Source organism: Curtobacterium sp. AG1037 (assembly GCF_003349855.1).
In the GTDB taxonomy this organism is placed as follows: domain Bacteria; phylum Actinomycetota; class Actinomycetes; order Actinomycetales; family Microbacteriaceae; genus Curtobacterium; species Curtobacterium citreum.
In genome coordinates this window covers 328,461-350,311 of record NZ_QQAO01000002.1, presented here as the reverse complement: position 1 = coordinate 350,311, position 21,851 = coordinate 328,461, and the positions used below count along the sequence as shown (strand labels likewise).

Here is a 21,851-nt window from a genome sequence, read left to right as displayed (position 1 = left end):
ATGCTAGTCGCTGAAATACCGTGAGGGTTCGTCCATCCACAGGTCACCGCACCCCCGTTCGGGCCACAGCGCCACGAACCCCAGCTTGACGCATCCCGTGGAATTGATACTCTGCACTTCGTTGATGGGGGGAACGCCGAGTGCTCCAAGCGCTCGGAGTTGCACGATCGGATGACCAGTCCACCCTCACGAGCGGTTGACTGGTCATCCGATCACAGGGGGAACGAACATGTGGATATCAGTCGTGTCCGTCGGCATCGCGTTCGTCGCGGCGATCGGCATCACGTGGGGCGTGACGAGCGCGACGCGTCGGAGCGACCGGCGTCGGCGAGCCCGCGGCGAGAAGCTGCCGACCGAGGGCGGCGCGCTCGTCACCGTGCGCTTGCGCCGTTGGCAGTGGCTGGTGATCCGCGTCCTCGCGATCGTGCTGCTCTTCGTCGGCGGGCTGTTGGGCGTCGTGGTGATCGGACTCGCCGCCGAGGGCGCACCGCCCTCGATGGTCGTCGTGGCGGTGGTCTTCGTCCTCGCCGGCACCGGCGGCATCGTGCTCGCGAGCTCGATGCGGCGGACCCGGATCCTGGCGATGGAGGACCACCTGTTGGTCCGGCAGGGACTGCACGAGGAGCGCCGGGTCGACCTGCGCGAGATCGCCACCCTGGCGCCGCTCGCGAACCGGTACGGCGGGGTCCAGGGGCGCTCGGCAGACGGACGACGGCTGTTCCACGTGATGGGACTGGCGCGGGGGTACGCGGAACTCGACGCGTACCTGCAGGAGCGGGTCGTGCGCGACAGCGCTCCCGCCCCCGCGGCGTTCGGGCCGGACACCCTCCCGGTCCCGCCGTGGCGCGGCGTCTCGGCCAGCGCCGACTGGACGAACGTCCCGCTCAGCCAAGGGGGTCGTCCGCGTCCGGTCATCCGACTGTTCATCGGTGGGGACGTGGTCGTGCTGCACACCTCGGACGTCCGGGCGCTCGTCGACGGCCGGCAGGCGGTGGCCGAGTCCGACTCGCAGCCGCTTGCGTTCCTCGCGAGCCCCGCGCTCGTCGACCCGACGTCGCTCAAGGGTCGACAGGTGGCTGGTCTGCCGCCGGAGAGCCTCGTCCTCCTCCGCGATGCGCAGGAGGTACCGACAGCAGTACTTCGCGACGCTGATGCCCGCACGTTCCGGAAGTGGGTCAGCGGTCTTCCGCGCTGACCATCGGAGGCTGTCCAGCGAGTACCGGCCTGGAGGCACGGTGCGGTCCGCGCGGGCACCGTTTGCGACGCGCGAACGACGCTGCGCGCTTCATGGAAGCGAGGGGCGGACGGACATCACGGCTTGCCCACGCAAGGTTCCGGCCGACCCGGCGACACTCCTCCCGCCGTGGAACTCCCGAGCGATGGACGACGCTTGGTGTGCGTCGACGAGCAGGCCACGGGCCACCGGTGCGGAGACGTTCCCCATCGCGGTCTCGGTCCGATCGTCGTCGTCGACTTCTGCGCCGAGCGGAACTTCCCAGCGGGATTCGTCACCTGAGTCCTCGGTTCGGAACACGATGATGCCGGTCGCAGCGTCGCCACAGAGATCCAGCTCCCGCGCTCCGTCATGCATGATCGCGAGCGTTCGGTCCCGGCCGTCGAGAGCTCGGACCTTGGCCTCGACTCGCTCGAGAGTCGGGTCGCGTTCTTCGAAGCGCCGCCCACGAACCCACCGGGATCAGCAGCCGGCGCCGCGAAAGCCCTCCGCGGCCTCAGCTTCTTCCGCGGTCACTTCGCCACCAGGGCCCTTCGGGCCTGGCGAGCAACAGACCCGTCAATGCCGAGAAGAGCCAGGCGAACTGGTACGAGTGCCCACGGCCAGCCAGTGCGGAGAACGTGATGAGGCCGGCGAGGAGGACGAGCATCGTGACTCCGCGCGCGCCTCGGCGACGACTCCGCCCACCGGCCAGACCCACCAGGACCGCTACTGACGCGACACCAGTAGCGACGAGGGCGTTCGATCGACTCTTGATCACGGTCGCCCAGAATGCCGCGACCAGCAGGGCGAGGATGAGCACCGAGAAGTACCCCAGGAGGAGCTTCCGGTCGAGCGCCCGATCGGGTTCCTGATACGCCCTGTTCCTGTCCACGGTTCTCCGCACGATCATCGACCTCCTGGGCGCCTGCGGCCGCGCTTCGGGTCCGCCGTGGAAGCTCGCGCAACCACCCGTTCCCCGATGGCCGACCCGATGATGACCCCTGCGAACGAGGTGAGCAGCCACGCCCACCGCGTGCCAGCGAGTTGCGGCGGCGCACCCACGAGCAGCACGAACACGACGACGACCACCAGCAGTCCCACGACGGAGAACGACCGTCGGCGACCGCTCCGCGCCCACCAGCCGATCCCCACGCCGTACAGGGCCGCCGCCGCGGACACCAGGACCAGTCCGAACGGCATCGGCTGGTGTTCCAGGCTCGAGGTCCGCCACCACGCGATCGCGAGACAGAAAAGAGCCGCGAGGACATCGATGAACAAGGGCCGGGGTCGCCGGGTACGCGGGGTCATCATCCACCTCCGTTCTTCTGCGAGTTTGTGACTGCTTCGCCCCCGCCGGTCAAGGGCCGTCGGATGAGCACATCGACGAGCCCGTGGCGGCCGAAGGCCAATGGGACGTCCTTGTTCGGCGGGATCACCCTCGTGGCTCGACCTCATAGGCGTACGCCGTCGGTGACACACCGAACACTGCGGTCACCGCGCGCAAGTCCCACGACGCGGCGCCGACGGTGAACCGAACGCGATCAGCACCGGAGAGCTCTTCAGCGATCCTGTCAGCGTTGAATCGATTGACTCCGTCCTGGAGCAGGATCTTGCCGCCTTGATCGGTCACGACGACCACTTGCGACCCCGACGCTCCGCCGCCCTTCAGGGACGCGCTCGACTCCGAACCGGTGGTGGCGCTCCGGATCTCGCACGAGACCGACAACTGATGACCGTCGTCGTAGACCTTCACACCGAGCGGGACGACGAAGAACAACAGCACCGGGATGACGATGACGAGCAACAGGATGGCGACAGCGACGGCGCGTTTCCGTAGCGTCACCACTGGTGTTCCGTCGGTCATGTCGAGAGCGTTCCTCCTTGCGCTCACCATGTCCGATGAACCCCGCCTGCAGGGCCGTCGCCGCCGTGCGCCGCGCCGGTGTCGAGCGTTCCGATCGCGCCTGTACGTCGTCGACTCAGCCCACCAGCCAGGACCGCCATAACCGCAACAGCTGCACCAGCCAAGAGATCCGAGCGACTCGCGATCACCGAGATCCAGAATGCCTCGACCAGGAGGGCAAGTACGAGCGCCGATAAGTAAGCCAGGAGGAGCTCTCGATCGAACGCGAGGTCGGCTTCCCGGTTCGCATTCCTGCCGCCCGTCACCCTGTTCATGATGCGCTCGATTGACTGAGCCGTTCCGGATCGCGCACGAACACTGCCTGGTTGACGAGTTTCAGGGTGTCCCGCAACTCGTAGGACGCCGCGCCGACGGTGAACCTCGTGGGACCGCCCCGATCAAGATCGCTCGTGAGCCGCTCGATGTTGTCACGAGTGACCCCCCACCGCAGCACGAGGAGCCCGCAGTCGGTCGTCTCGATGTAGATCTGCTGATTCGAGGACCCGACGCCTCGCGGCGAGTAGGAGGACGCCGTCCGACCTGCGGCCCCGACCACATCGCAGGCCACCTGCTCCTGATGCGCTGCGTCATAGGCCTTCAGCGTGACCGGCCCGACGAACAGGAAGAGGACCGGGAGCAGCACGACGAGCACGAGCAGCCCGACAGCGACCAGCCGATTCCGCACAACGCTTTCGTCCCCCGCCTGTCGTTCTTCACTCCGCAGCAGGCTCACGAGATCTTTCGGAAGCCAGTAGTCGTAACGTCTCTTCCGATCAACCTCAGCAGTTCGCGGACCGAGTACGAGCCTTGGCCCACCTCGAAGCGATAGGTCCCGCCAGCATCGAGTTGACGCGCTGTTGAACCAGCATTTTGATCTGTCACACCCTCCCTGAGAAGGAGCTTGCCGCAGTTCTTCGTCGTGATCTCGACTTCAGCCGACGAGCTGCCGAGCCCGGTTCTCGTCACACTACCGCCGCTCAGGGGCCTCGCTGCCCCAACCGAGCATTCGACTTTGATTTGGTGCTGCCCGTCGTACCAATTCAGGAACGCCGGCAAGACGAGAGCGACCAGGCCGATGATCAGCAGCACGGCGAGGGCACGGTAAAAGCGCCACTTCGCTCTCGACGGAGGGCTTGCTTTTCCCCCTTGAGCACTCATCGGCTCTCCGCTTCACTGGAGTCCATCTCGATTTTCTACTCCCTCGGTCCGCGAGCGCCGCCGACGAGACCGTTCAGAGCGTCCGTGACCAGATCAGAGCCACGGTCGCCATCCGGCCGCAAGAACTCGTTCGTCAAGGACTGACCAGCTCCCACGACATGGTCGGCGGTGAACGCCGAAGCCTCATTGATGATCGACATAGCCGGGGTTGTGCCGAGGTTGGGATCTGCCGGGATCCTGAGATCGACAGCAAGTTTCGATGCAAGTGCGCTCCCACCTGCGCCGGTAACGAGCCCACTCGTGAAAGCTTGAGCGTAGCTCCCGATGCTCTGGTCCTTACTGTTCAAGGCGTGATCCACGGTGTTCGACACTGCACCCTGGGTGCCAGCGGTCGCTGCACGCTGACCGGCCGAGCCAACAGCTGCTCTCGCTACGCTTTGAACTGTGGGATTGGTCATTTGCTGAATTCGAGGCAGAGCAGCTTGAGCAACTGACGAACCGTACTTACCGACGACTGCGCCTCCGACGCCGCCTGCAGCGCCTGCTGCACCCCCCACGATCATCTGCAGGCCGACCTTGCCCCAATCGACCTTGCCACTGTCCGGCCCCTGCTGGATGATCGAGAATCCCCCCGCAAGAAGTGCTCCGGAGCCTGCCGCGGCAGCCACGGTGACCGCGATGTTGACACCGGGAACGAGCATCAGAGCAACGCCTCCCACGATCATCGCCGTCGCCGCAATCGCTTCCTTGTGCTCGTCGAAGAATCGCTTCGCAGTCGCCCACGCACCCTGGTTCGCATCCCGGTACGCCTGCAGGTCCGCATCCGTCGCCGGCCGCAGCCCGAGCGGGTCCACCGCATGCACAGGGTCGTTCCCGGCGTAGGAGTACGGGTTCGCCGCCCACGCCGCCCCGAGCACGGGCGCGAGCGGGTCGGTCGACAGGAAGCCCCGCGCCACGGGGTCGTACACCCGCGCTCCGAGCCACTCGAGTCCAGCGATGGACACGCCGCCGTCCGCGGTGAGCCCGACGCCTGCGGGGAGCCCCGAACCGCCGATCGCTGCGAGCACCGCCCACGGGTCGTCGGCAGCGGTCGCCCGCGCGCTGCGCCACCCCGCGGTCGTCCAGACATCGTCGATCGCGACGACCCCGCCCGGCAGGTCCAGGACGCTCGTGCCGCCGAGCGAGACGATCCCCGGCACGCTCGCCGCGGAGTCCCACCACGCCTCGGCACCGCCGACGTCGGCCAGCTCGCCGAGGCCGTCCGTCCAGACGTCGACCCGACCGGTCTCGGCGTAGGCGGGGTCGCGCTCGACGACCTCGGCGAGCGTCCCGAGGTCGGACCACGCGTACTCCACCGTCGAGCCGTCGGGGTCGGTCCGCCGGATGCGTCGACCGAGCCCGTCGTAGCGGTACTCGGTACGGGCATCGTCCTGTTCGGAGGCGACGAGCTCGCCGGCGAGGTCGTACGAGAAGCGCGTCTCGACACCGCCGATCACCTGGCGGACCAGGCGGCCGGCCTCGTACTCCCAGCGTGCGTCACCGGCGGCGACGAGCTGGCCGGCGTCGTCGTAGCGGTGCTCCACCCGCCCGTCCGGGCCGTCGACGGCGGTGATGCGGCCGTCGGCGTCCCGTTCGGTGCGGGTCGTCGTGATGCCCTCGGGCGAGGTCGCGGTGTGCGCGACGAGGACGCCGCGCTCGTACGACCACGACTGCACGAGGTCTCCGGTGACCGCCTCGACGATCCGACCCGCGGCGTCGTGTCGGAAGGTCGCGGCTCCGAGCCCGTCGCGCTCGAGCGCGGTCGTCCGACCGACCGCGTCGCGGACCCACGTGGTCCGGCGGCCGGACGGGTCGACACGGGCGACCCGGTGCCCGTCGGCGTCGTACTCCCACCGGATCGCGGCCCCACCGCGACTGCGGCGGACGAGGAGCCCGCGTCGGTCGTACTCGAGCTCGTGGTCGACGGCGCGACCAGCGCCCCGCGTGTGGTCGGTGACGACGACGGTCCGGGCGACCGGATCACGGTCCACCTCGGTCTGCACTTGACCGTCGACGAGTACCTGGTGCTCACGCCCCGCTGCGTCGTACGTCCAGGCGGTCGTCCGCCCGTCCGGGTCGGTCTGCTCGACCCGCCGGCCCGCCGCGTCACGACGGACGCTGGTGCGCCGGCCGAGCGGATCGGTGACCGCGACGAGGCGGTCGGCCTCGTCGTACTCGCGCCGGGTGACGCCCCCGGCCGGGTCGGTCGTCGCGACCACCCGACCGCGCTCGTCGTACTCGTGGCGGGTGATCCCGCCGAGCCCGTCGACCACCTCGGTGACCTGCCCCGCGACGTCGTAGCGGAACCGACGCCGACCGAAGCGTGCGTCGTGGGCCGAGACGAGCCTCCCGGCCGTGTCCCAACGGAACCGGCTCGTCCCCGCTCCGGGTGTCGTCTGCTCGACCACGCGCCCCACCGGGTCGTACGCGGTCCGGGCGACCTCGCCGGTGGGGAGTGTCCGCGCGACGACCCGGGAGTCGGCGTCGTAGGTCAGCGTGGTGCGCGCACCGGTGGCGTCCACGGCGGCCGACGGCCGCCCGCAGGCGTCGTACTCGTACGACGTGCGCGCGCCGGACGGCGCGATGACCGCGGTGACGCGGCCAGCGAGGTCACGCTCGATCCGCGTCAGCCCACCTTCTCCGTCGACGAGCTCCACCGGGCGTCCGGCCGCGTCGTAGGTGACGAGTTCGGATCCGGCGCCCGGACTGGTCGACTCGACGGGGCGCCCGAACGCGTCGAAGCGCACGGTCGTCGTCGAGAACGCGTCGCGCAGCGTCGCGACACCGGCGGTGGGGTCCCGGCTCACGTCCTGACGGACGCCCGTCGGGTCGACGGTCGCGGTCAGGACGCCGTTCGCGTCGTACTCGTGGCGCCACGTCGCGCCCGTCGGGTCGGTGACGGCCTGGAGGCGCGACAACGCGTCGTGCGCGAACGTCCAGACCGCGTCACCCGGCACGGCGAGCGTCGCCAGGTTGCCCTGGTCGTCGAAGGAGCGGACGACCCGGCGACCGAGCGGGTCCGTGGTCGCGTGGAGCTCGCCGTCGGGGCCGTACCCGAACGCGGTCCGCCCGCCGAGGGGATCGGTGATCGCCGAGATGCGTCCACCGGTGGTGTGCTCGAAGCGCCAGACCGCGCCGTCCGGGTCACGGCGCTCGACCAGCAGGCCGGCGGCGTCGTGGCGGTACTCGGTGCGGGCCCCCGACGGGCTGGTCGCCACGGCCGGACGCCCGGCGGCGTCGCGGTCGATGCGGGCCGTGTCGCCGAGGGCGTTCGTGGTGGCGACGAGTTCGCCGTGCTCGTCGCGCTCGAGGACGAGGACCACGCCGGTCGGGTCGACCACCCGCGTCAGCACGCCGTCCGACCAGGTCAGCTCGGTGCGGCCCCCGACGGGGTCCGTGATGACGGACGGGTCCCGGTCGTCGCCGCGGTACTCGAACGTGACGACGCCGCCGGACTCGGCGACGACGGTCGTGGTCCGGTCCTGGTCGTCGTAGCCGTACGTGAGGTCGCCGCCGGTCGGGGTGACCGTCCGGGTCCGACGCCCACGCTCGTCGTAGGCGTGGACGGTGACCGACCCGTCGCGCTCGGTGACGGAGACGAGGTTCCCGTGCCGGTCGTAGCTCATCGACTGCCGGTGGTCGTCGGAGTCGACCACACCGACGAGCCGACCCCTGGTGTCCGCGATGTAGGAGTTCGACCGCGAGCCGTCGTGGTCGGAGACGACGGTCACCCGACCGGGCAGGTAGGCGAAGCGGACGGCGCGACCGTGCGGGCTCACCTGCTCGACGACGCGGCGGCGCTCGTCGTAGGTGTTCTCGACCTCGACGACCCCGGCGGCACTCGTGACGGTGAGCACGAGGTCGTGGTCGTCCCACCCGTAGCGGCGTGTGCCCACCGCGTCGGTGACCGCGACGAGTCGCCCGCGGTCGTCGTACGAGTACTCGACCCGGCGCCCGTCGGAGCTCCGCGCCACGGCGACTCGGCCAGCCAGGTACTCGACGTCGATCGACCGTCCGCGGTCGTGGACGAGTCGGTTGATGAGCCCGTCGGCGTCCCGCTCGACCCGGACGCCGGTCCCGGGACCGCCGCGCTCGCCCAGCCAGACGCCCGACGGCGTGAAGTCGATCCGCCCGCCACGGTTGTCGCGGACCACGAGCTGGTCGCCCTCTGCCACGAGCCACCGGTTCTCACCGACGCCGCGCTCCCAGCCGTCGGAGGCCCGCGGGAACCGGATCTGCCGCCCGTCCGCGCCGACGAAGGACGCCCCCTCGTCGTCGAGTTCGAGTCGGGTCTCGAGGACCGAGGCCCAACCGGGGCCGAAGAGCCCGACGTGCTCGTCGAGCGAGTTGTACATGCGGGTGAGGGCGAGCGACGCGCTCGCGCCGGTGAAGCCGAGGTCGGTCTCCGGTTCGACGAAGTTCCCGGTCGTCGTGTTCACCGGATCCATCGAGTACCCGGTGGTCGGCTGGGCGCCGTAGGCGGAGGGCGGGTCGAACTGCACGTCGGACCGGGTCGCCGAGACGCCCGCCGCCTGCAGCGCTGCGGCGAGCGCCGAGTCCGCGACGCTCGACACCGCGCCTTCGCCACCGGCAGCGGCGAAGGCGTCGGCGATCGTGGTGGCCCACGTCACGTCCTGGCCGTTCGCCTGCAACCACTGGTCGAACGCGCTGACGAGCCCGGTGGCGTCGATCCGCCCCCAGGAGCAGCGGTCCGCGAAGTCGGCGAGCTTGCCGCGGAGCATCGCGGGCTTGCCCTCGAGGGCCTGGTCGAGTCCCCGGCTGCCGTCGGCGAACGAGCGGAGGTCGGCCGGTCGGGCGGAGGACGTGCCCCCGCCACCACCGCCACCGGAGCCGGGCGACGGGGTCTGTCGCGGGGTCGCGGGGCCGGTCGCGTCGGCGAACCGGGGCGGGTCCTCGTGGTGGACCTCCGGCGGCTGGTCGTTGCCGGTGACCCAGTCCGCGACGACCTCGCCGACCCAGCGGTTCTCGTGGTGCTCGTACCAGTCGCGGGCGGTCTTGCGTCGGGCGTTCTCGCGCTCGGCGGCGGCCTGCATCTTGCCGACCCAGCCGGCCACGGTGCGCAGGTTCGCGGCGATGGCGGAGCCGTCGCTCCTGGCGGTCTGGGCGTTCGCGGCGAAGAGCTCGGAGAAGTGGCCGCGGAACTCCTGGGCGGCGGTGCTGACGTACGACTGGCGGCTGCCGGCCTGCCCCTCGATCGACTCCGCCGCGCCGTTCAGCGCCTGACTCAGCGCGTCGGCCGTGCCGTTGTCGAACTCGACCGGTTCGTTGCCGTGCAGGTCGCCCATGATCCGTCCCCCGATGGTGATCGTGCTGGTCGTGCTGTGCTGGTGGAGCAGATCGAGCTCCGTCCGCGGCCCACCCCGGACCGCGGACGCCCGGTCCGCCGAGGTGGCGGACCGGGCGTCGGGTGGTGGCTACGCGCCGCCGCCCGCGGTGAAGATGTCCTGCGAGATCTTGTCGAGCTGGGTGCGGAGCTGCTCGAGCTCGGTCTTGGCCTTGTCCAGCGCCGCCTTCGTCTCGGGCCAGGTCGAACCGCGGAACGTCGAGGCGAGCGGGCCGTCCCAGACGTTCGAGTCCGACAGGATGCGGCCCTGGGCGTCGAGCTGCGAGATCTGGTCGGTGAACCCACCGTTCACGATCGACTGGATCTGGCGGATGGCGGACTTGGCCTGCTCGGTGGAGAGCACACGCGACATGGTGAACCTCTTTCGTTTCGTAGCTGCACCCCCGCGCAGTGGAATCCCCCCGGAGGCTCTGACGCGGCCCACCATACCCACGAACACCCGACAATGTCACCGTTCGTATTTCGTGACGTTCCCTCCCCCAGTTCGAGGGTCGAGCGATGCTCACTCGCTGGAGCGTTCCCGACGCTCCTCCACAGGGCCGTCGTTCACGCCTGGTTTCCCCAGCGTCCACCGCCCCGCTCCCCCGCGGAGACCCCGGGTGGCAGGATGGCGACATGGACACCGAACCGCAGCTCGACGGCGACTCCGTCGCTCCCGACCTCGACGACTTCGACGAGGTCGTCGAGATCGAGCACGAGTCGCTGCCGTCGGACCGCTACTTCGATCGCGAGCTCAGCTGGCTCCGGTTCAACCAGCGCGTGCTCGAGCTGGGCGAGGACCGGACGCAGCCCCTGCTCGAACGGGCGAACTTCCTGGCGATCTTCGCGTCCAACCTCGACGAGTTCTTCATGGTCCGGGTCGCCGGCCTGAAGCGTCGCATCGACACCGGCATCGCCGTACCGACGAACGTCGGGCGTGCGCCGAGCGACGTGCTGCGGGACATCGCCAAGAAGGCGCACGAGCTGCAGGACCGGCACGCCGACGCGTTCATCAACTCGCTCAAGCCGGACCTGGACGCCGCGGGCATCCACGTCGAGCACTGGTCCGACCTCGACGAGGCCGACCGGCTCCGCATGCGCGAGTACTTCAACGAGCAGATCTTCCCGGTGCTCATGCCGCTCGCGGTCGACCCGGCGCACCCCTTCCCCTACATCTCCGGGCTGTCGCTCAACCTCGCGGTGCGCGTGCGCAACCCGAAGTCGCAGCGGCAGGAGTTCGCGCGCCTCAAGGTCCCGCAGAACTTCTCGCGCTTCATCGCCCTGCCCGACGACGGCAGCGGTCGGATGCGGTTCATCCCGCTCGAGGACCTCATCGCGAACCACCTCGACGACCTGTTCCCGGGGATGGAGGTCCTCGAGCACCACGTCTTCCGCGTGACCCGGAACGAGGACGTCGAGATCGAGGAGGACGAGGCCGAGAACCTCATCCAGGCACTCGAGCGCGAGCTCCTCCGCCGCCGCTTCGGTCCGCCCATCCGTCTCGAGATCACCGAGGACATGGACCCGGTGACCCTCGACCTGCTCGTGCGCGAGCTCGACATCACCGAGCAAGAGGTCTACCGACTGCCGTCTCCGCTCGACCTCGGCGGCCTGTTCGAGATCGCGAAGATCAGCCGGCCGGACCTGCACTACCCCAAGCACGTGCCGACGACCCCGGTGCAGTTCCAGCCGGGCGAACCGAACACCAAGCCCGACCTGTTCCGCGCGATCGGCTCCCGCGACGTGCTCGTGCACCACCCGTACGAGTCCTTCGCCACGAGCGTGCAGGCCTTCCTGGAGCAGGCCGCGGCGGACCCGAACGTCCTCGCCATCAAGCAGACGCTCTACCGCACGTCCGGCGACAGCCCCATCGTCGAGGCCCTGATCGACGCGGCCGCCGCGGGCAAGCAGGTCCTCGCCCTCGTCGAGATCAAGGCGCGCTTCGACGAGCAGAACAACATCGGCTGGGCGCGGAAGCTCGAGAAGGCCGGCGTGCACGTCGTGTACGGCCTGGTCGGGCTCAAGACGCACTCGAAGCTCGTGCTCGTGATCCGGCAGGAGGGCGGCACGCTCCGCCACTACAGCCACATCGGGACGGGCAACTACAACCCGAAGACCTCGCGCATCTACGAGGACATGGGCCTGTTCACCGCGGACGACACCGTCGGCAAGGACCTCACGCGTCTGTTCAACGAGCTGTCGGGCTACGCGATCGAGAAGAAGTTCAAGCGGCTCCTCGTCGCGCCGCTGCACCTGCGGAAGGGCCTGGTGAAGCGGATCCAGGCCGAGGCTGAGAACGCCGCGGCCGGCAAGCCCTCCGGCATCCGGATCAAGGTCAACTCGATGGTCGACGAGCAGGTCATCGACGCGCTCTACCTGGCCAGCCAGGCCGGCGTCCCGATCGACGTCTGGGTCCGCGGCATCTGCTCGCTCAAGCCCGGCATCGAGGGCGTCAGCGAGACGATCCGCGTCCGGAGCGTCGTGGGGCGGTACCTCGAGCACTCGCGGGCGTTCGCGTTCCACAACGACGGCGACCCGGTGGTCTTCATCGGCTCGGCCGACATGATGCACCGCAACCTCGACCGCCGTGTCGAGGCCCTGGTGCGCCTGTCCGACCCGGCGCACGTGGCCGAGGTGCAGGAGATGTTCGACCTGGCGATGGCCGAGACGACGAGCTCGTGGCACCTGGAGTCCGACGGCGAGTGGACGCGGCACTCCACCGACCAGGACGGCCGCCCACTCGACGACGTGCAGAATGTCCTCATGCGGAAGATCTCGGCCCGGAAGCGCTCGGCTCGGTGAGCGGCGGCCCCACGGGGCCCGTCGTCGCGGCGGGCGCGGTCGTCTGGCGTGAGCACCGGGGCGTCCCGCTCGTGCTGCTCGTGCACCGCGACCACCACCACGACGTCTCCTTCGCCAAGGGCAAGGTCGACCCGGGCGAGAGCGTCCCGACGACGGCCGTCCGCGAGATCGAGGAGGAGACGGGCTACCGCGTGCACCTCGGCGCTCCCCTGGGCACCGCGGAGTACGTCCTGCCGAGCGGTCGCGACAAGGTCGTGCACTACTGGTCGGCCCGGGTCTCCGGCAAGGAGTACGACCGCGCCGGCACGTTCCGCCCGAACGACGAGGTCGCCGCGATCGAGTGGGTCACGATCGACCAGGCCCGCTCGCGGCTGACCTACGAACGCGACGTCGCGATCCTCGACCGCTTCGCCGACCGCGTGGCGGCCGGCGAGCACCGGACGTTCGCCCTCATCGCCCTCCGGCACGCCAAGACCGTCCCGGGTTCGGACTGGGACGGCCCCGACTCGACCCGGCCGCTGCTCCCCGTCGGCCGGAACCAGGCACGGGCCGCCGCGGCACCCGTCGCGGCGTTCGGGCCGAAGAAGATCGTCAGCAGCACGGCTGCCCGGTGCCTCGCGACCGTGGAGCCGCTGTCCGCCCGCACGAAGGTGGGCGTCTCGGCGACCCCGGACATCAGCCAGGACGCCCACGACCGCGGCGCCGCAGACGTCAAGGGCGTGGTGCGTCGCCGCCTCGAGAAGGCGAAGTCGACCGTGCTCTGCTCGCACGGCCCCGTCCTGCCGGACATCATCGCGCGCATCGCCGCGTCGACCGCCGGCGAGGACCGTCGGTTCGACCTCCGCCGTGCCGCGATGCTGTCGGTCGGCGACTTCGCCGTGATGCACATCGCGGGCGACCGACTCGTGGCCGTCGAGACGCACCGCAACACCGTCCCGGCCTGACGACGAGTCGGCGCAGCGACCAGCGCCGACCAACCCACCACGCGACGCCCGTGGCGGCCGCACCCCGCGCCTCCAGGCCGATGCATGCGCATGCGTCCACCCCACGCACGCCGATTCGATCCTGCACCCGACGCGCGAGCGCCGCACGGCGCCCCGTCGGACACAACCCCTCGTTCACCTCCCGTTCACCAGCGGTCGTGATCCCCGTCACCTCGCGTCCCTACAGTCGCTCCCGGGTCAGCACCGGCCCCCGGGACCAGCAGCGGTCCCAACCTGCACTGACATTCCCGAAGGGACCCCTGTGAACATCAAGCGAATCGGCACGGTCGCGGCGATCGCGGTCGTCGGCGCCGTCGCGCTGTCCTCCTGCGCCTCGAACGAAGGCGGCGCGGGCGCTGGAGCCTCCGCTACGTCGAGCTCCGGCACGGACTACTCGTCGCTGAAGGGCACGCTGACCGGCTCGGGCTCGTCGGCACAGCAGACCGCCGAGGCCACCTGGGCCGCCGGCTTCCAGAACGTCGCCTCCGGCGTCACGGTCAACTACTCGCCCGACGGTTCGGGCGCCGGCCGCAAGAACTTCATCTCGGGTGCCGCGGACTTCGCCGGCTCCGACGCCGCGCTGAAGGACGAGGAGCTCTCGGGCTCGTTCGCCAAGTGCGCCGCGGACTCGAAGGCCATCGACATCCCGGTCTACATCTCCCCGATCGCCATCGCCTACAAGGTCGAGGGCGTCAAGGAGCTGACGCTCGACGCGAAGACCATCGCGGGCATCTTCTCCGGCAAGATCACCAAGTGGAACGCCTCCGAGATCGCCGACCTGAACAAGGGCGTCGACCTGCCGGACGCGAACATCACCGTGATCCACCGCTCGGACGACTCCGGCACCACGCAGAACTTCTCGGAGTACGTCTCCGCGAACGCGTCGGACGTCTGGACCGAGGCCCCCAGCCAGACCTTCCCCTACCAGGTCGGCGACAGCGCGAAGGGCACCTCGGGTGTGGCCTCGGCCATGGCGAGCGCCTCGAACGCGATCACCTACATCGACGACTCGGGCGCGGGTGACCTCGACAAGGCCAAGCTCATGGTCGGTTCCACGGCCACCGAGATCTCGGCCGAGGGTGCTGCGAAGGTCGTCGCCGACTCCGACACGGTGTCGGGCCGCTCGGAGAACGACCTCGCGATCAACATCAACCGCAAGGACACCGCCGAGGGTGCGTGGCCGCTGGTCCTCGTCTCCTACGCGATCGCCTGCCAGGAGTACAAGGACGCCGACACCGGCAAGCTCGTGAAGGGCTACCTGGACTACGTCGTCTCGAAGGACGCGCAGGACGCGGCCGCGAAGGAGGCCAAGTCGGCCGCCCTCTCGTCCGACCTGGCGGAGAAGGCCGCGAAGGCCGTCGCCACCATCAAGTAGCACTCCCCGAGCGCCCGGACGCCGATCCCACCCACCTCGATCGGCGTCCGGGCACTCGCCCGTCACGGCAGCACCTCCCCACCTCCCCGCTCCCCCGATCCCGGGTGATCCTCCGACAGGAGTCCCATGACGACCGCACCGGCCCAGCCAGGGGCCACCGTCTCCCCCAAGCCGAAGGCCGTCGTCCGCGTCGGCGACCGGGTCTTCTCCGCCGCCTCCGTCATCGCGGGCAGCCTGATCCTCTTCGTGCTCGTGCTCGTCGCCGCCTTCCTGGTCTGGCAGAGCATCCCCGCCTTCAGCGCCAAGGTCGGCCAGCTGCCGAACAACGCGACGAGCTTCTGGGACTACGTCGGTCCGCTCGTCTTCGGCACCGTCTGGTCCGCGCTCATCGCGCTCGTGATCTCCGTGCCGCTCGCGCTCGGCATCGCACTCTTCATCTCGCACTACGCGCCGCGTCGGGTCGCCCCGGTCCTCGGCTACGTCATCGACCTGCTCGCCGCGGTCCCCTCGGTCGTCTACGGCCTGTGGGGCATCGTCGTGCTGGCGCCGTTCGTGAAGCCCTTCTACGCGTTCCTCAACGAGTACCTCGGCTGGTTCCCGCTGTTCTCCGGCCAGGTGTCCGGCACCGGCCGCACGATCCTGACCGCTTCGATCGTGCTCGCCGTCATGGCGATCCCGATCATGACCGCCGTGATGCGCGAGATCTTCCTGCAGGCGCCGCGCCTCAACGAGGAGGCCGCCCTGGCCCTCGGCGCCACGCGCTGGGAGATGATCCGCCTGTCGGTACTGCCGTTCGCGAAGTCCGGCATCGTCTCGGCGATCATGCTCGGCCTCGGCCGCGCCCTCGGCGAGACGATGGCGATCGCCCTCGTGCTTTCCGTCTCGACGAACGTCACCTTCCAGATGCTGACCTCGCTGAACCCCTCGACGATCGCCGCGAACATCGCGCTGCAGTTCGCCGAGGCCTCGGGTACGGCCCTGAACGCGCTCATCGCGTCCGGCCTGATCCTCTTCGTCATCACCCTGGTCATCAACATGCTGGCGCGCTACATCGTGCGCAAGCGGGTCTCCTGAGAGGTCACGCCCGATGTCCCTCGCCCTCCGTCAGTCCGGCATGCCCGGCAACGTCTACGCCAACGGGAAGCTGCACAAGTCGGTCCCGTGGCTCCTGCTCGTCGGCTCCTGGGTCGCCCTGATCCTGGTCTTCGCGCTCCTCAACGCCGGCGGCGCCGTCAAGGACTTCAACGTCGTCGCGGCGCTGTTCCTCGGCACGGTCCTGTTCGACGTGCTCATCGTCGTCGTCTCCCGCATCGTCGAGGGTGGTCGACAGGCCGTCGACCGGCTCATCACCTCGCTCGTCGTCACGGCCTTCGTGATCGCGGTGCTGCCGCTCGTGTCGCTGCTCTGGACGGTCCTGGCGGACGGCCTGGCCCGCTTCGACGCGCAGTTCTTCTCGTACTCGATGCGCGGCGTGATCTCCGAGGGCGGCGGCGCCGTCCACGCCCTGGTCGGCACGCTCGAGATCACGCTGTTCGCGGCGCTCATCTCGGTCCCGATCGGCCTGCTCACCTCGATCTACCTGGTCGAGTACGGCAAGGGCGCCCTCGCGCGCGGCATCACGTTCTTCGTGGACGTCATGACGGGCATCCCGTCGATCGTCGCCGGTCTGTTCGCCTACTCGCTGTTCGCGCTGTTCCTCGGCCCCGGCGCCCGCTTCGGTCTCGTCGGCTCGGTCGCGCTGAGCGTCCTGATGATCCCGATCGTCGTGCGCTCCACGGAGGAGGTCCTGAAGATCGTCCCGATGGAGCTCCGCGAGGCCTCGTACGCACTCGGCGTCCCGAAGTACCTGACGATCCTCAAGGTCGTGCTCCCCACGAGCCTCGCCGGCATCACGACGGGCGTCATGCTCTCGATCGCCCGCGTCATCGGCGAGACGGCCCCGTTGCTCGTCACCGCCGGGTTCACCGCGAGCATGAACTACGACCTGTTCCGCGACCCGATGATGACGCTGCCGGTGTTCGCGTACACGCAGTACTCGCAGCAGGGTGCCAACCCGGTGCCGTTCGTCGACCGGGCCTGGACCGCGGCGCTGCTGCTCATCCTGATCGTGATGGTGCTCAACCTGCTGGCCCGCTTCATCACCCGCCTCTTCGCTCCCAAGCTCCCCCGCTAGCCCGACCCGGCAGCGACGCGGCAACGACCACCCACCCCGAAGGAAACCACGTGTCCAAGCGCATCGAGGTCGACGGCCTCAACGTCTACTACTCGAAGTTCAAGGCGGTCGAGGGCGTCGACATGACGATCGAGCCCCGCACCGTGACCGCGTTCATCGGTCCGTCCGGCTGCGGCAAGTCCACCTTCCTCCGCACGCTCAACCGCATGCACGAGGTCATCCCCGGTGCGTACGTCGAGGGCTCGGTCAAGGTCGACGGCGACGACCTCTACGGCGCCGGGGTCGACCCCGTGCTCGTCCGCCGCCAGGTCGGCATGGTGTTCCAGCGCCCGAACCCGTTCCCGACGATGTCGATCCGCGACAACGTCCTGGCCGGGGTGAAGCTCAACAACAAGCGGATCTCGAAGTCGGAGGGCGACGAGGTCGTCGAGCGTTCCCTGCAGGGCGCGAACCTGTGGAACGAGGTCAAGGACCGCCTCGAGAAGCCCGGCATGGGCCTGTCCGGTGGGCAGCAGCAGCGGCTCTGCATCGCCCGTGCGATCGCGGTGCAGCCCGACGTGCTCCTGATGGACGAGCCGTGCTCGGCGCTCGACCCGATCTCGACGCTCGCGATCGAGGACCTCATCGAGGAGCTCAAGAAGGACTTCACGATCGTGATCGTGACGCACAACATGCAGCAGGCGTCGCGTGTCAGCGACAAGACCGCGTTCTTCAACATCGCGGGCACGGGCGCGCCCGGCAAGCTCATCGAGTACGACGACACCGCGACGATCTTCTCGAACCCGTCGGTGCAGGCGACCGAGGACTACGTCTCGGGTCGCTTCGGGTGATCCCCACCTGACACACGGCCTGGAGGCCCGGTGCACGTCCGCCACGGACGCGCACCGGGCCTCCTCGGTTGCGCTGGGAACGGTCGCGCCGGTCACGACGGAACCCCGGGACTCGGTCCCGGGGTTCCGTCGTGCGAGGTAGTCGGGCCTGCGAGCTCGCTAGGCCTGGGTGGTCGGCACGGCCATGACCGGTGCCGAGGTCGGCTGGTCGGAACCGCCGGCCGGCTCGACGGTCATGCCGATCGAGTCGCCCTTGCTCAGCGTGCCGTCGAGGACCGCGGTGTGGACACCGTCACGGGCGCCGTCGAGCAGTCCGGCCGGGACGACCTTCGTGCCCTCGGAGCCGATGTACCAGAGCTCGTAGGTCTTGCCGGCCGGTGCCTCCTGGACGCCGTCGAGGATGACGGCGGACTTGCCGACCTCGTGCGACCAGACGACCGTGGCCGATCCGCCGCCGGGCATCTTCGCGGTGGTCCGCTGGAAGTCCGACGCGGCGTAGATCGAGTCGAGCGTGCCGGACGCCTGCGTGGTGCCCGGGCCGGGCTGCTCACCCGTGCCGACGACACCGCCGATGCCCAGGCCGACACCGAGGAACACGACCGCGACGGCAGCCGCGGCACCGAGGGCGGCGGCCGGACGCTGGAACCAGCGTCGGCGAGCCGTGGCGGCGGCGCGGCCCCCTGCGAACCGGGCGTCCGTGGCGTCGGACGAGTCGGAGTCCACCGATGTGACGGGGGTGGGCCGTGCCTCCCGGTCGTCCACGGGTGCGTCGGCGGTGACCGCCGCGCTGCCGGCACCGTCTGCCGGAGCAGCGGCGTCTGCCTGCGGCGTCCGCGCGATCTGTGCCATCAGTGAGGCCTTGAGCGACGCGGGCGGCTCGATCGGCTCGACGGCGTACGCGAGCTGCAGCGCGGTCTCGCGCAGCGAGTCGGTCTCGGCCTGCAGTGCCGGCGAGGTGGTCAGGGCGTGGTCGAGCAGCGCGCGCTCCTCGTCCGACAGGGCGTCGAGTGCGTGCGACCCGGTGAGCAGGGCAGGGTCGTCGTGGTGTTCGGTCATGACGTCACCCCCATCTCGTCTCGGAGTCGGATCATCCCGTCACGGAGACGGGTCTTGACGGTGCCGATCGGGACACCGAGCCGTTCGGCCATCTCGCTGTGCGAGTAGCCGCCGTAGTACGCGAGCTGCACCGCCTGGCGCTGGAACTCGGTGAGCTTGCCGAGCGCCCGGCTGACCCGCTCGTGCTCGATGCGGATCTCGACCGATTCGGACACCTGGTCGTACCCGGACTCGAGGTCGCGGATGCCGATCTTGGTGTCGCGGTCGTGCGAGGACTGTGAGGCGCGGACCCGGTCGACCGCGCGACGGTGCGCCATGGTGAGGACCCAGCTGGCCGCCGTGCCCCGGGACCGGTCGAAGCGCGCAGCCTGCTGCCACACCTCGAGGAAGATCTCCTGCGTGACCTCTTCCGACTGCGCACGGTCCCGGAGGAGCCGCGTCACGAGGCCGAGGACCCGTCCGGAAAGCGCGTCGTACAGCTCGGAGAAGGCAGCCTGGTCGCCGTCGGCGACACGAGCGAGCATGTCGTCGGGCGAGGCGGGAGCGGGCTCGGCCGAGCTCCAGGCTTCCGTGTCGCGTTCCACGAGGGCAAGCATTGCAGGTTTCGCCTCCTCTCGGTGCGTTCGTGACCCGCGGTGCCGGTGCTTCACAGGGACCGGTGCGGGAGCGGATCGTCGTCTGGTCGGGTTCCTCGCGGCGGGTCGTGCTCGTGAGCGGGGCCGCACGGCCCGCAGGGAATTGACCGGCGGGTACCGGACCGGGTCGCACGGACCCCGCCGTGACGTCCGCGAGGAGCGTCACACCCTCTGTTCGGCGCGGTCGTCGGAGCGGATTGCCCGGAGTTCGAGGAGCGCTCGGTCGTCGCGCTCCCGCTCCGGCGCACGCGTCGCCCGTCCCGGTGTGCGGGGCACGCCCGGGTGGCGGTCGTGTCCGTCGAGAGTGAACACGGCCTCGTGCTCAGGACGGTTCTCGTAGACTCGGTGTCGCCGGGCCGCAGCAAGCCCCGGGCTCCAAAATTCGCCGCTTCGAGCGGCCTCGCGCCGAGAGGCGCTTCTGCGGCCCGGTCTTCTGCTGTCCGGGGCCGTTCCGGCGCCGTGTGGCGCGGACGCCGCGACTCGTGTCGGTGTGCCGCCGGGTCTCAGTCCAGGCTGTCGCGACGCCAGAGCGCCGCCGCCTCGGTCAGGTCGGCCGCGAGCTCCGTCAGGCGGAGCGCCCGCCGGGTCAGCTCGCTCGAACGGTCGTCGGCGGTCAGGTCGGCGTCGTCCGCCACCGAGGTCGCCCCGGCCGCCGTCAGCCGGCAGAACGCGGCACCACGGTCGAGCGCGACCGCGAGGTCCCCCGTGTACAGGCCGTGCAGGATCCGGTCCGCCAGGGTCAGGATCTCGGCCGGGCCCGTCGGCTGTTCGGCACCCGCGACGGCTTGGTCGATCGTGCCGATCCGCTCCGTGCCGCGCTGGAAGAAGTAGGCGATCTCCTCGGGGTTCTGCCGGATCACCGTGCGGACCAGGTAGATCCGCCAGAGCGCCCCCGGCAGGGTGTGTGCGCCCACCCGTGCCCACAGCTCCGCGATCGCGTCGATGCCGTGCACATCCGTGTAGGTCACGAGGCGCTCGACGACCGCCGGGTCCGGGTCCTGCCGCACACGGTGCAGCAGCGCGTTCGCGGTCTCGTGCGCGACGCGGTTCACCACGGCCGGGTCGTCACCGCCCTGGATCGCGGCGAACTCCTGGTCGGTGAAGTGGACGGGACGGTGGTGATCGCGAGGCACCCGGAGAGTGTAGGCGCGGCCGGTGACGCCCACGAGTGCCGTTCGCCCTGAACGCAACCGGGTCGATCGGCGTACCTTGCTCCGGCGGGGAGGTACCCCTGGTCGGACGTCGGAAAGAGGACCATCCATGAACGCCCTGCTCGTCATCCTGGCCGTGATCGCGGTCATCCTGCTGTTCGTCGGTGGCTTCACCGCGAGCCTGAAGTTCCTGCTCTGGGTGGGCATCGTCCTGTTCGTCGTCGCGCTGGTCCTGTGGCTGCTGCGCACCCTGACCGGTCGGCGCAGCTGACCGGTCCGCCGTCCGTTCCCGAGCAGGGGGTCCTCACGCGCTAGCCTTGCGGGTGAGGGCCTCTAGCTCAGTCGGTAGAGCACCGGACTTTTAATCCGAGGGTCGTGGGTTCGAGCCCCACGGGGCCCACCACCCTCCTGGACCCCGCCTTCACATCCGAGGGTCGTGGGTTCGAGCCCCACGGGGCCCACCACCCTCCTGGACCCCGCCTTCACATCCGAGGGTCGTGGGTTCGAGCCCCACGGGGCCCACCACCCTCCTGGACCCCGCCTTCACATCCGAGGGTCGGGGTTCGAGCCCCACGGGGCCCAACGTGCTCCCGACACCGTCACCGTCACCGTCCACCCCGTCCCGCGAGGAGTGCCGTGGTCACGCGCATCCGCACCGCTGCGGGCGTCGCGCTCGCGCTCGGGGTGCTGGCGTCCGTCGGTCTGGCGGGGTGCACGCAGCCGGACGACGCCGTGCAGGGGGTCGCCCGGGCAGCGTGCGAGCAGCGGATGGGGCCGGCGATCGTCGCCTGGTGGCGGGACCAGTACGACGAGACGCCCTGGAAGGTCGTCGACACGCGCGGCTCCGGGGTCCAGGAGGCGTCGGACAGCTCGTCAGCAGCGACCGTGCTCGACGTCTCCGGCACGTCCTCGGTCCAGCGCGACGAGGTCGGGCAGCGCACGGCGGTCCGGTGGTCCTGCGCGGCGCGGTACTCGAGCGCCGATCCGCAGACCGTGACCGCGACGGTGGAGGAGATCACGCTGCGCTGAGCGCTGGCGCGCGGCTGCGACGGGGTACAAGGCGTCCACAGCGTGTTCATGGCGCGTCCTCTGCACAGTTCAGTCGTCGTTCAGCCGATTGTTGGCGGGACGCCGATAGTGTCGTGCCCGGATCCGATCAGCGGATCCTGGAGCACAGCACCACGAC

Annotated in this window: 20 protein-coding genes and 1 tRNA gene; 10 read left to right on the top strand and 11 right to left on the bottom strand. The window is 69.9% G+C overall.

All coding sequences use genetic code 11. The features are described 5' to 3' along the window. Positions 1-244 precede the first annotated feature (244 nt). On the top strand, positions 245-1,195 hold the full coding sequence (locus tag DEU32_RS04125; protein WP_114849447.1) for a hypothetical protein: 951 nt from the start codon (positions 245-247) through the stop codon (positions 1,193-1,195). Positions 1,196-1,730: 535 nt separating this feature from the next. Here the strand turns inward: DEU32_RS04125 and DEU32_RS17070 are convergent. The 8 genes from DEU32_RS17070 to DEU32_RS04090 form a co-directional block, all read right to left on the bottom strand. Next, positions 1,731-2,108, bottom strand: coding sequence for a hypothetical protein (locus DEU32_RS17070; protein WP_181819189.1), 378 nt, complete (start codon positions 2,106-2,108; stop codon positions 1,731-1,733). A 14-nt stretch (positions 2,109-2,122) separates the two neighbouring features. Further along, entirely contained in the window at positions 2,123-2,494 is a 372-nt protein-coding gene (locus tag DEU32_RS04110; RefSeq protein ID WP_147281405.1) for a hypothetical protein, read from the bottom strand. A gap of 154 nt (positions 2,495-2,648) precedes the next feature. After that, a complete protein-coding gene (locus DEU32_RS04105) occupies positions 2,649-3,080 on the bottom strand; it encodes a hypothetical protein (protein WP_141863020.1) in 432 nt (143 codons plus the stop codon). A 23-nt stretch (positions 3,081-3,103) separates the two neighbouring features. Continuing rightward, positions 3,104-3,394 carry a hypothetical protein gene (locus DEU32_RS16875; protein ID WP_141863022.1) on the bottom strand — a complete coding sequence of 97 codons (291 nt, stop codon included), beginning with the start codon at positions 3,392-3,394 and terminating at the stop codon, positions 3,104-3,106. Beyond that, entirely contained in the window at positions 3,391-3,852 is a 462-nt protein-coding gene (locus DEU32_RS04100) for a hypothetical protein (RefSeq protein ID WP_147281404.1), read from the bottom strand. Before DEU32_RS04100 ends, DEU32_RS16875 begins: the two co-directional genes overlap by 4 nt. Continuing rightward, positions 3,849-4,208, bottom strand: coding sequence for a hypothetical protein (locus tag DEU32_RS16870; protein ID WP_147281403.1), 360 nt, complete (start codon positions 4,206-4,208; stop codon positions 3,849-3,851). Before DEU32_RS16870 ends, DEU32_RS04100 begins: the two co-directional genes overlap by 4 nt. Positions 4,209-4,312: 104 nt before the next feature. Continuing rightward, positions 4,313-9,622 (bottom strand): DUF6531 domain-containing protein, encoded by a 5,310-nt coding sequence (locus DEU32_RS04095; protein ID WP_114849441.1) that lies wholly within the window; start codon positions 9,620-9,622, stop codon positions 4,313-4,315. A 129-nt stretch (positions 9,623-9,751) separates the two neighbouring features. Further along, on the bottom strand, positions 9,752-10,033 hold the full coding sequence (locus tag DEU32_RS04090) for a hypothetical protein (protein WP_058740961.1): 282 nt from the start codon (positions 10,031-10,033) through the stop codon (positions 9,752-9,754). A 263-nt stretch (positions 10,034-10,296) separates the two neighbouring features. Here DEU32_RS04090 and DEU32_RS04085 point away from each other — a divergent pair, with 263 nt between their 5' ends. From DEU32_RS04085 to pstB, 6 genes are all read left to right on the top strand, one after another. Continuing rightward, positions 10,297-12,462, top strand: a complete 2,166-nt coding sequence (locus DEU32_RS04085; protein ID WP_114849440.1) for an RNA degradosome polyphosphate kinase — start codon at positions 10,297-10,299, stop codon at positions 12,460-12,462. Continuing rightward, a complete protein-coding gene (locus tag DEU32_RS04080) occupies positions 12,459-13,406 on the top strand; it encodes an NUDIX domain-containing protein (protein WP_114849439.1) in 948 nt (315 codons plus the stop codon). Before DEU32_RS04085 ends, DEU32_RS04080 begins: the two co-directional genes overlap by 4 nt. Before the next feature lie 301 nt (positions 13,407-13,707). Then, the gene (locus tag DEU32_RS04075; RefSeq protein ID WP_058740964.1) at positions 13,708-14,820 is read left to right on the top strand and encodes a phosphate ABC transporter substrate-binding protein PstS; all 1,113 of its coding nucleotides are present in this window, start codon (positions 13,708-13,710) and stop codon (positions 14,818-14,820) included. Between the two features lie 126 nt (positions 14,821-14,946). Next, on the top strand, positions 14,947-15,894 hold the full coding sequence (pstC, locus tag DEU32_RS04070; protein WP_058740965.1) for a phosphate ABC transporter permease subunit PstC: 948 nt from the start codon (positions 14,947-14,949) through the stop codon (positions 15,892-15,894). A gap of 13 nt (positions 15,895-15,907) precedes the next feature. Next, entirely contained in the window at positions 15,908-16,993 is a 1,086-nt protein-coding gene (gene pstA / locus DEU32_RS04065) for a phosphate ABC transporter permease PstA (protein WP_114849438.1), read from the top strand. 50 nt (positions 16,994-17,043) lie between these two features. Next, a complete protein-coding gene (gene pstB, locus DEU32_RS04060) occupies positions 17,044-17,823 on the top strand; it encodes a phosphate ABC transporter ATP-binding protein PstB (protein WP_114849437.1) in 780 nt (259 codons plus the stop codon). Between the two features lie 159 nt (positions 17,824-17,982). Here the strand turns inward: pstB and DEU32_RS04055 are convergent, their stop codons facing one another. From DEU32_RS04055 to DEU32_RS04045, 3 genes are all read right to left on the bottom strand, one after another. Further along, complete coding sequence (locus DEU32_RS04055; protein ID WP_114849436.1) at positions 17,983-18,879, bottom strand: anti-sigma factor domain-containing protein; 897 nt, start codon at positions 18,877-18,879, stop codon at positions 17,983-17,985. Continuing rightward, the gene (sigK, locus tag DEU32_RS04050; protein ID WP_114849435.1) at positions 18,876-19,475 is read right to left on the bottom strand and encodes an ECF RNA polymerase sigma factor SigK; all 600 of its coding nucleotides are present in this window, start codon (positions 19,473-19,475) and stop codon (positions 18,876-18,878) included. The genes DEU32_RS04055 and sigK overlap by 4 nt, the downstream gene beginning before the upstream one ends. A 542-nt stretch (positions 19,476-20,017) precedes the next feature. Then, positions 20,018-20,647, bottom strand: a complete 630-nt coding sequence (locus DEU32_RS04045; protein ID WP_114849555.1) for a DNA-directed RNA polymerase subunit beta — start codon at positions 20,645-20,647, stop codon at positions 20,018-20,020. A gap of 127 nt (positions 20,648-20,774) precedes the next feature. On the opposite strand from DEU32_RS04045, the gene DEU32_RS17065 reads away from it, so the two are divergent. The 3 genes from DEU32_RS17065 (at position 20,775) to DEU32_RS04035 (ending at position 21,694) form a co-directional block, all read left to right on the top strand. Then, entirely contained in the window at positions 20,775-20,936 is a 162-nt protein-coding gene (locus tag DEU32_RS17065; RefSeq protein WP_167510153.1) for a hypothetical protein, read from the top strand. Between the two features lie 56 nt (positions 20,937-20,992). Further along, positions 20,993-21,068: transfer RNA gene (locus DEU32_RS04040), tRNA-Lys, on the top strand. Positions 21,069-21,301: 233 nt separating this feature from the next. Beyond that, positions 21,302-21,694, top strand: a complete 393-nt coding sequence (locus tag DEU32_RS04035; RefSeq protein WP_114849434.1) for a hypothetical protein — start codon at positions 21,302-21,304, stop codon at positions 21,692-21,694. The last annotated feature ends 157 nt before the right edge of the window (positions 21,695-21,851 follow it).

Bases quoted from the DNA above. Each gene is read 5' to 3' on its own strand.
- DEU32_RS04105 (WP_141863020.1), bottom strand. From the start codon at position 3,080: ATGACCGACGGAACACCAGTGGTGACGCTACGGAAACGCGCCGTCGCT.
- DEU32_RS16875 (WP_141863022.1), bottom strand. From the start codon at position 3,394: ATGAACAGGGTGACGGGCGGCAGGAATGCGAACCGGGAAGCCGACCTC.
- DEU32_RS04095 (WP_114849441.1), bottom strand. From the start codon at position 9,622: ATGGGCGACCTGCACGGCAACGAACCGGTCGAGTTCGACAACGGCACG.
- DEU32_RS04090 (WP_058740961.1), bottom strand. From the start codon at position 10,033: ATGTCGCGTGTGCTCTCCACCGAGCAGGCCAAGTCCGCCATCCGCCAG.
- DEU32_RS04085 (WP_114849440.1), top strand. From the start codon at position 10,297: ATGGACACCGAACCGCAGCTCGACGGCGACTCCGTCGCTCCCGACCTC.
- pstC (WP_058740965.1), top strand. From the start codon at position 14,947: ATGACGACCGCACCGGCCCAGCCAGGGGCCACCGTCTCCCCCAAGCCG.
- pstA (WP_114849438.1), top strand. From the start codon at position 15,908: ATGTCCCTCGCCCTCCGTCAGTCCGGCATGCCCGGCAACGTCTACGCC.
- DEU32_RS04055 (WP_114849436.1), bottom strand. From the start codon at position 18,879: ATGACCGAACACCACGACGACCCTGCCCTGCTCACCGGGTCGCACGCA.
- sigK (WP_114849435.1), bottom strand. From the start codon at position 19,475: ATGCTTGCCCTCGTGGAACGCGACACGGAAGCCTGGAGCTCGGCCGAG.
- DEU32_RS17065 (WP_167510153.1), top strand. From the start codon at position 20,775: ATGAACGCCCTGCTCGTCATCCTGGCCGTGATCGCGGTCATCCTGCTG.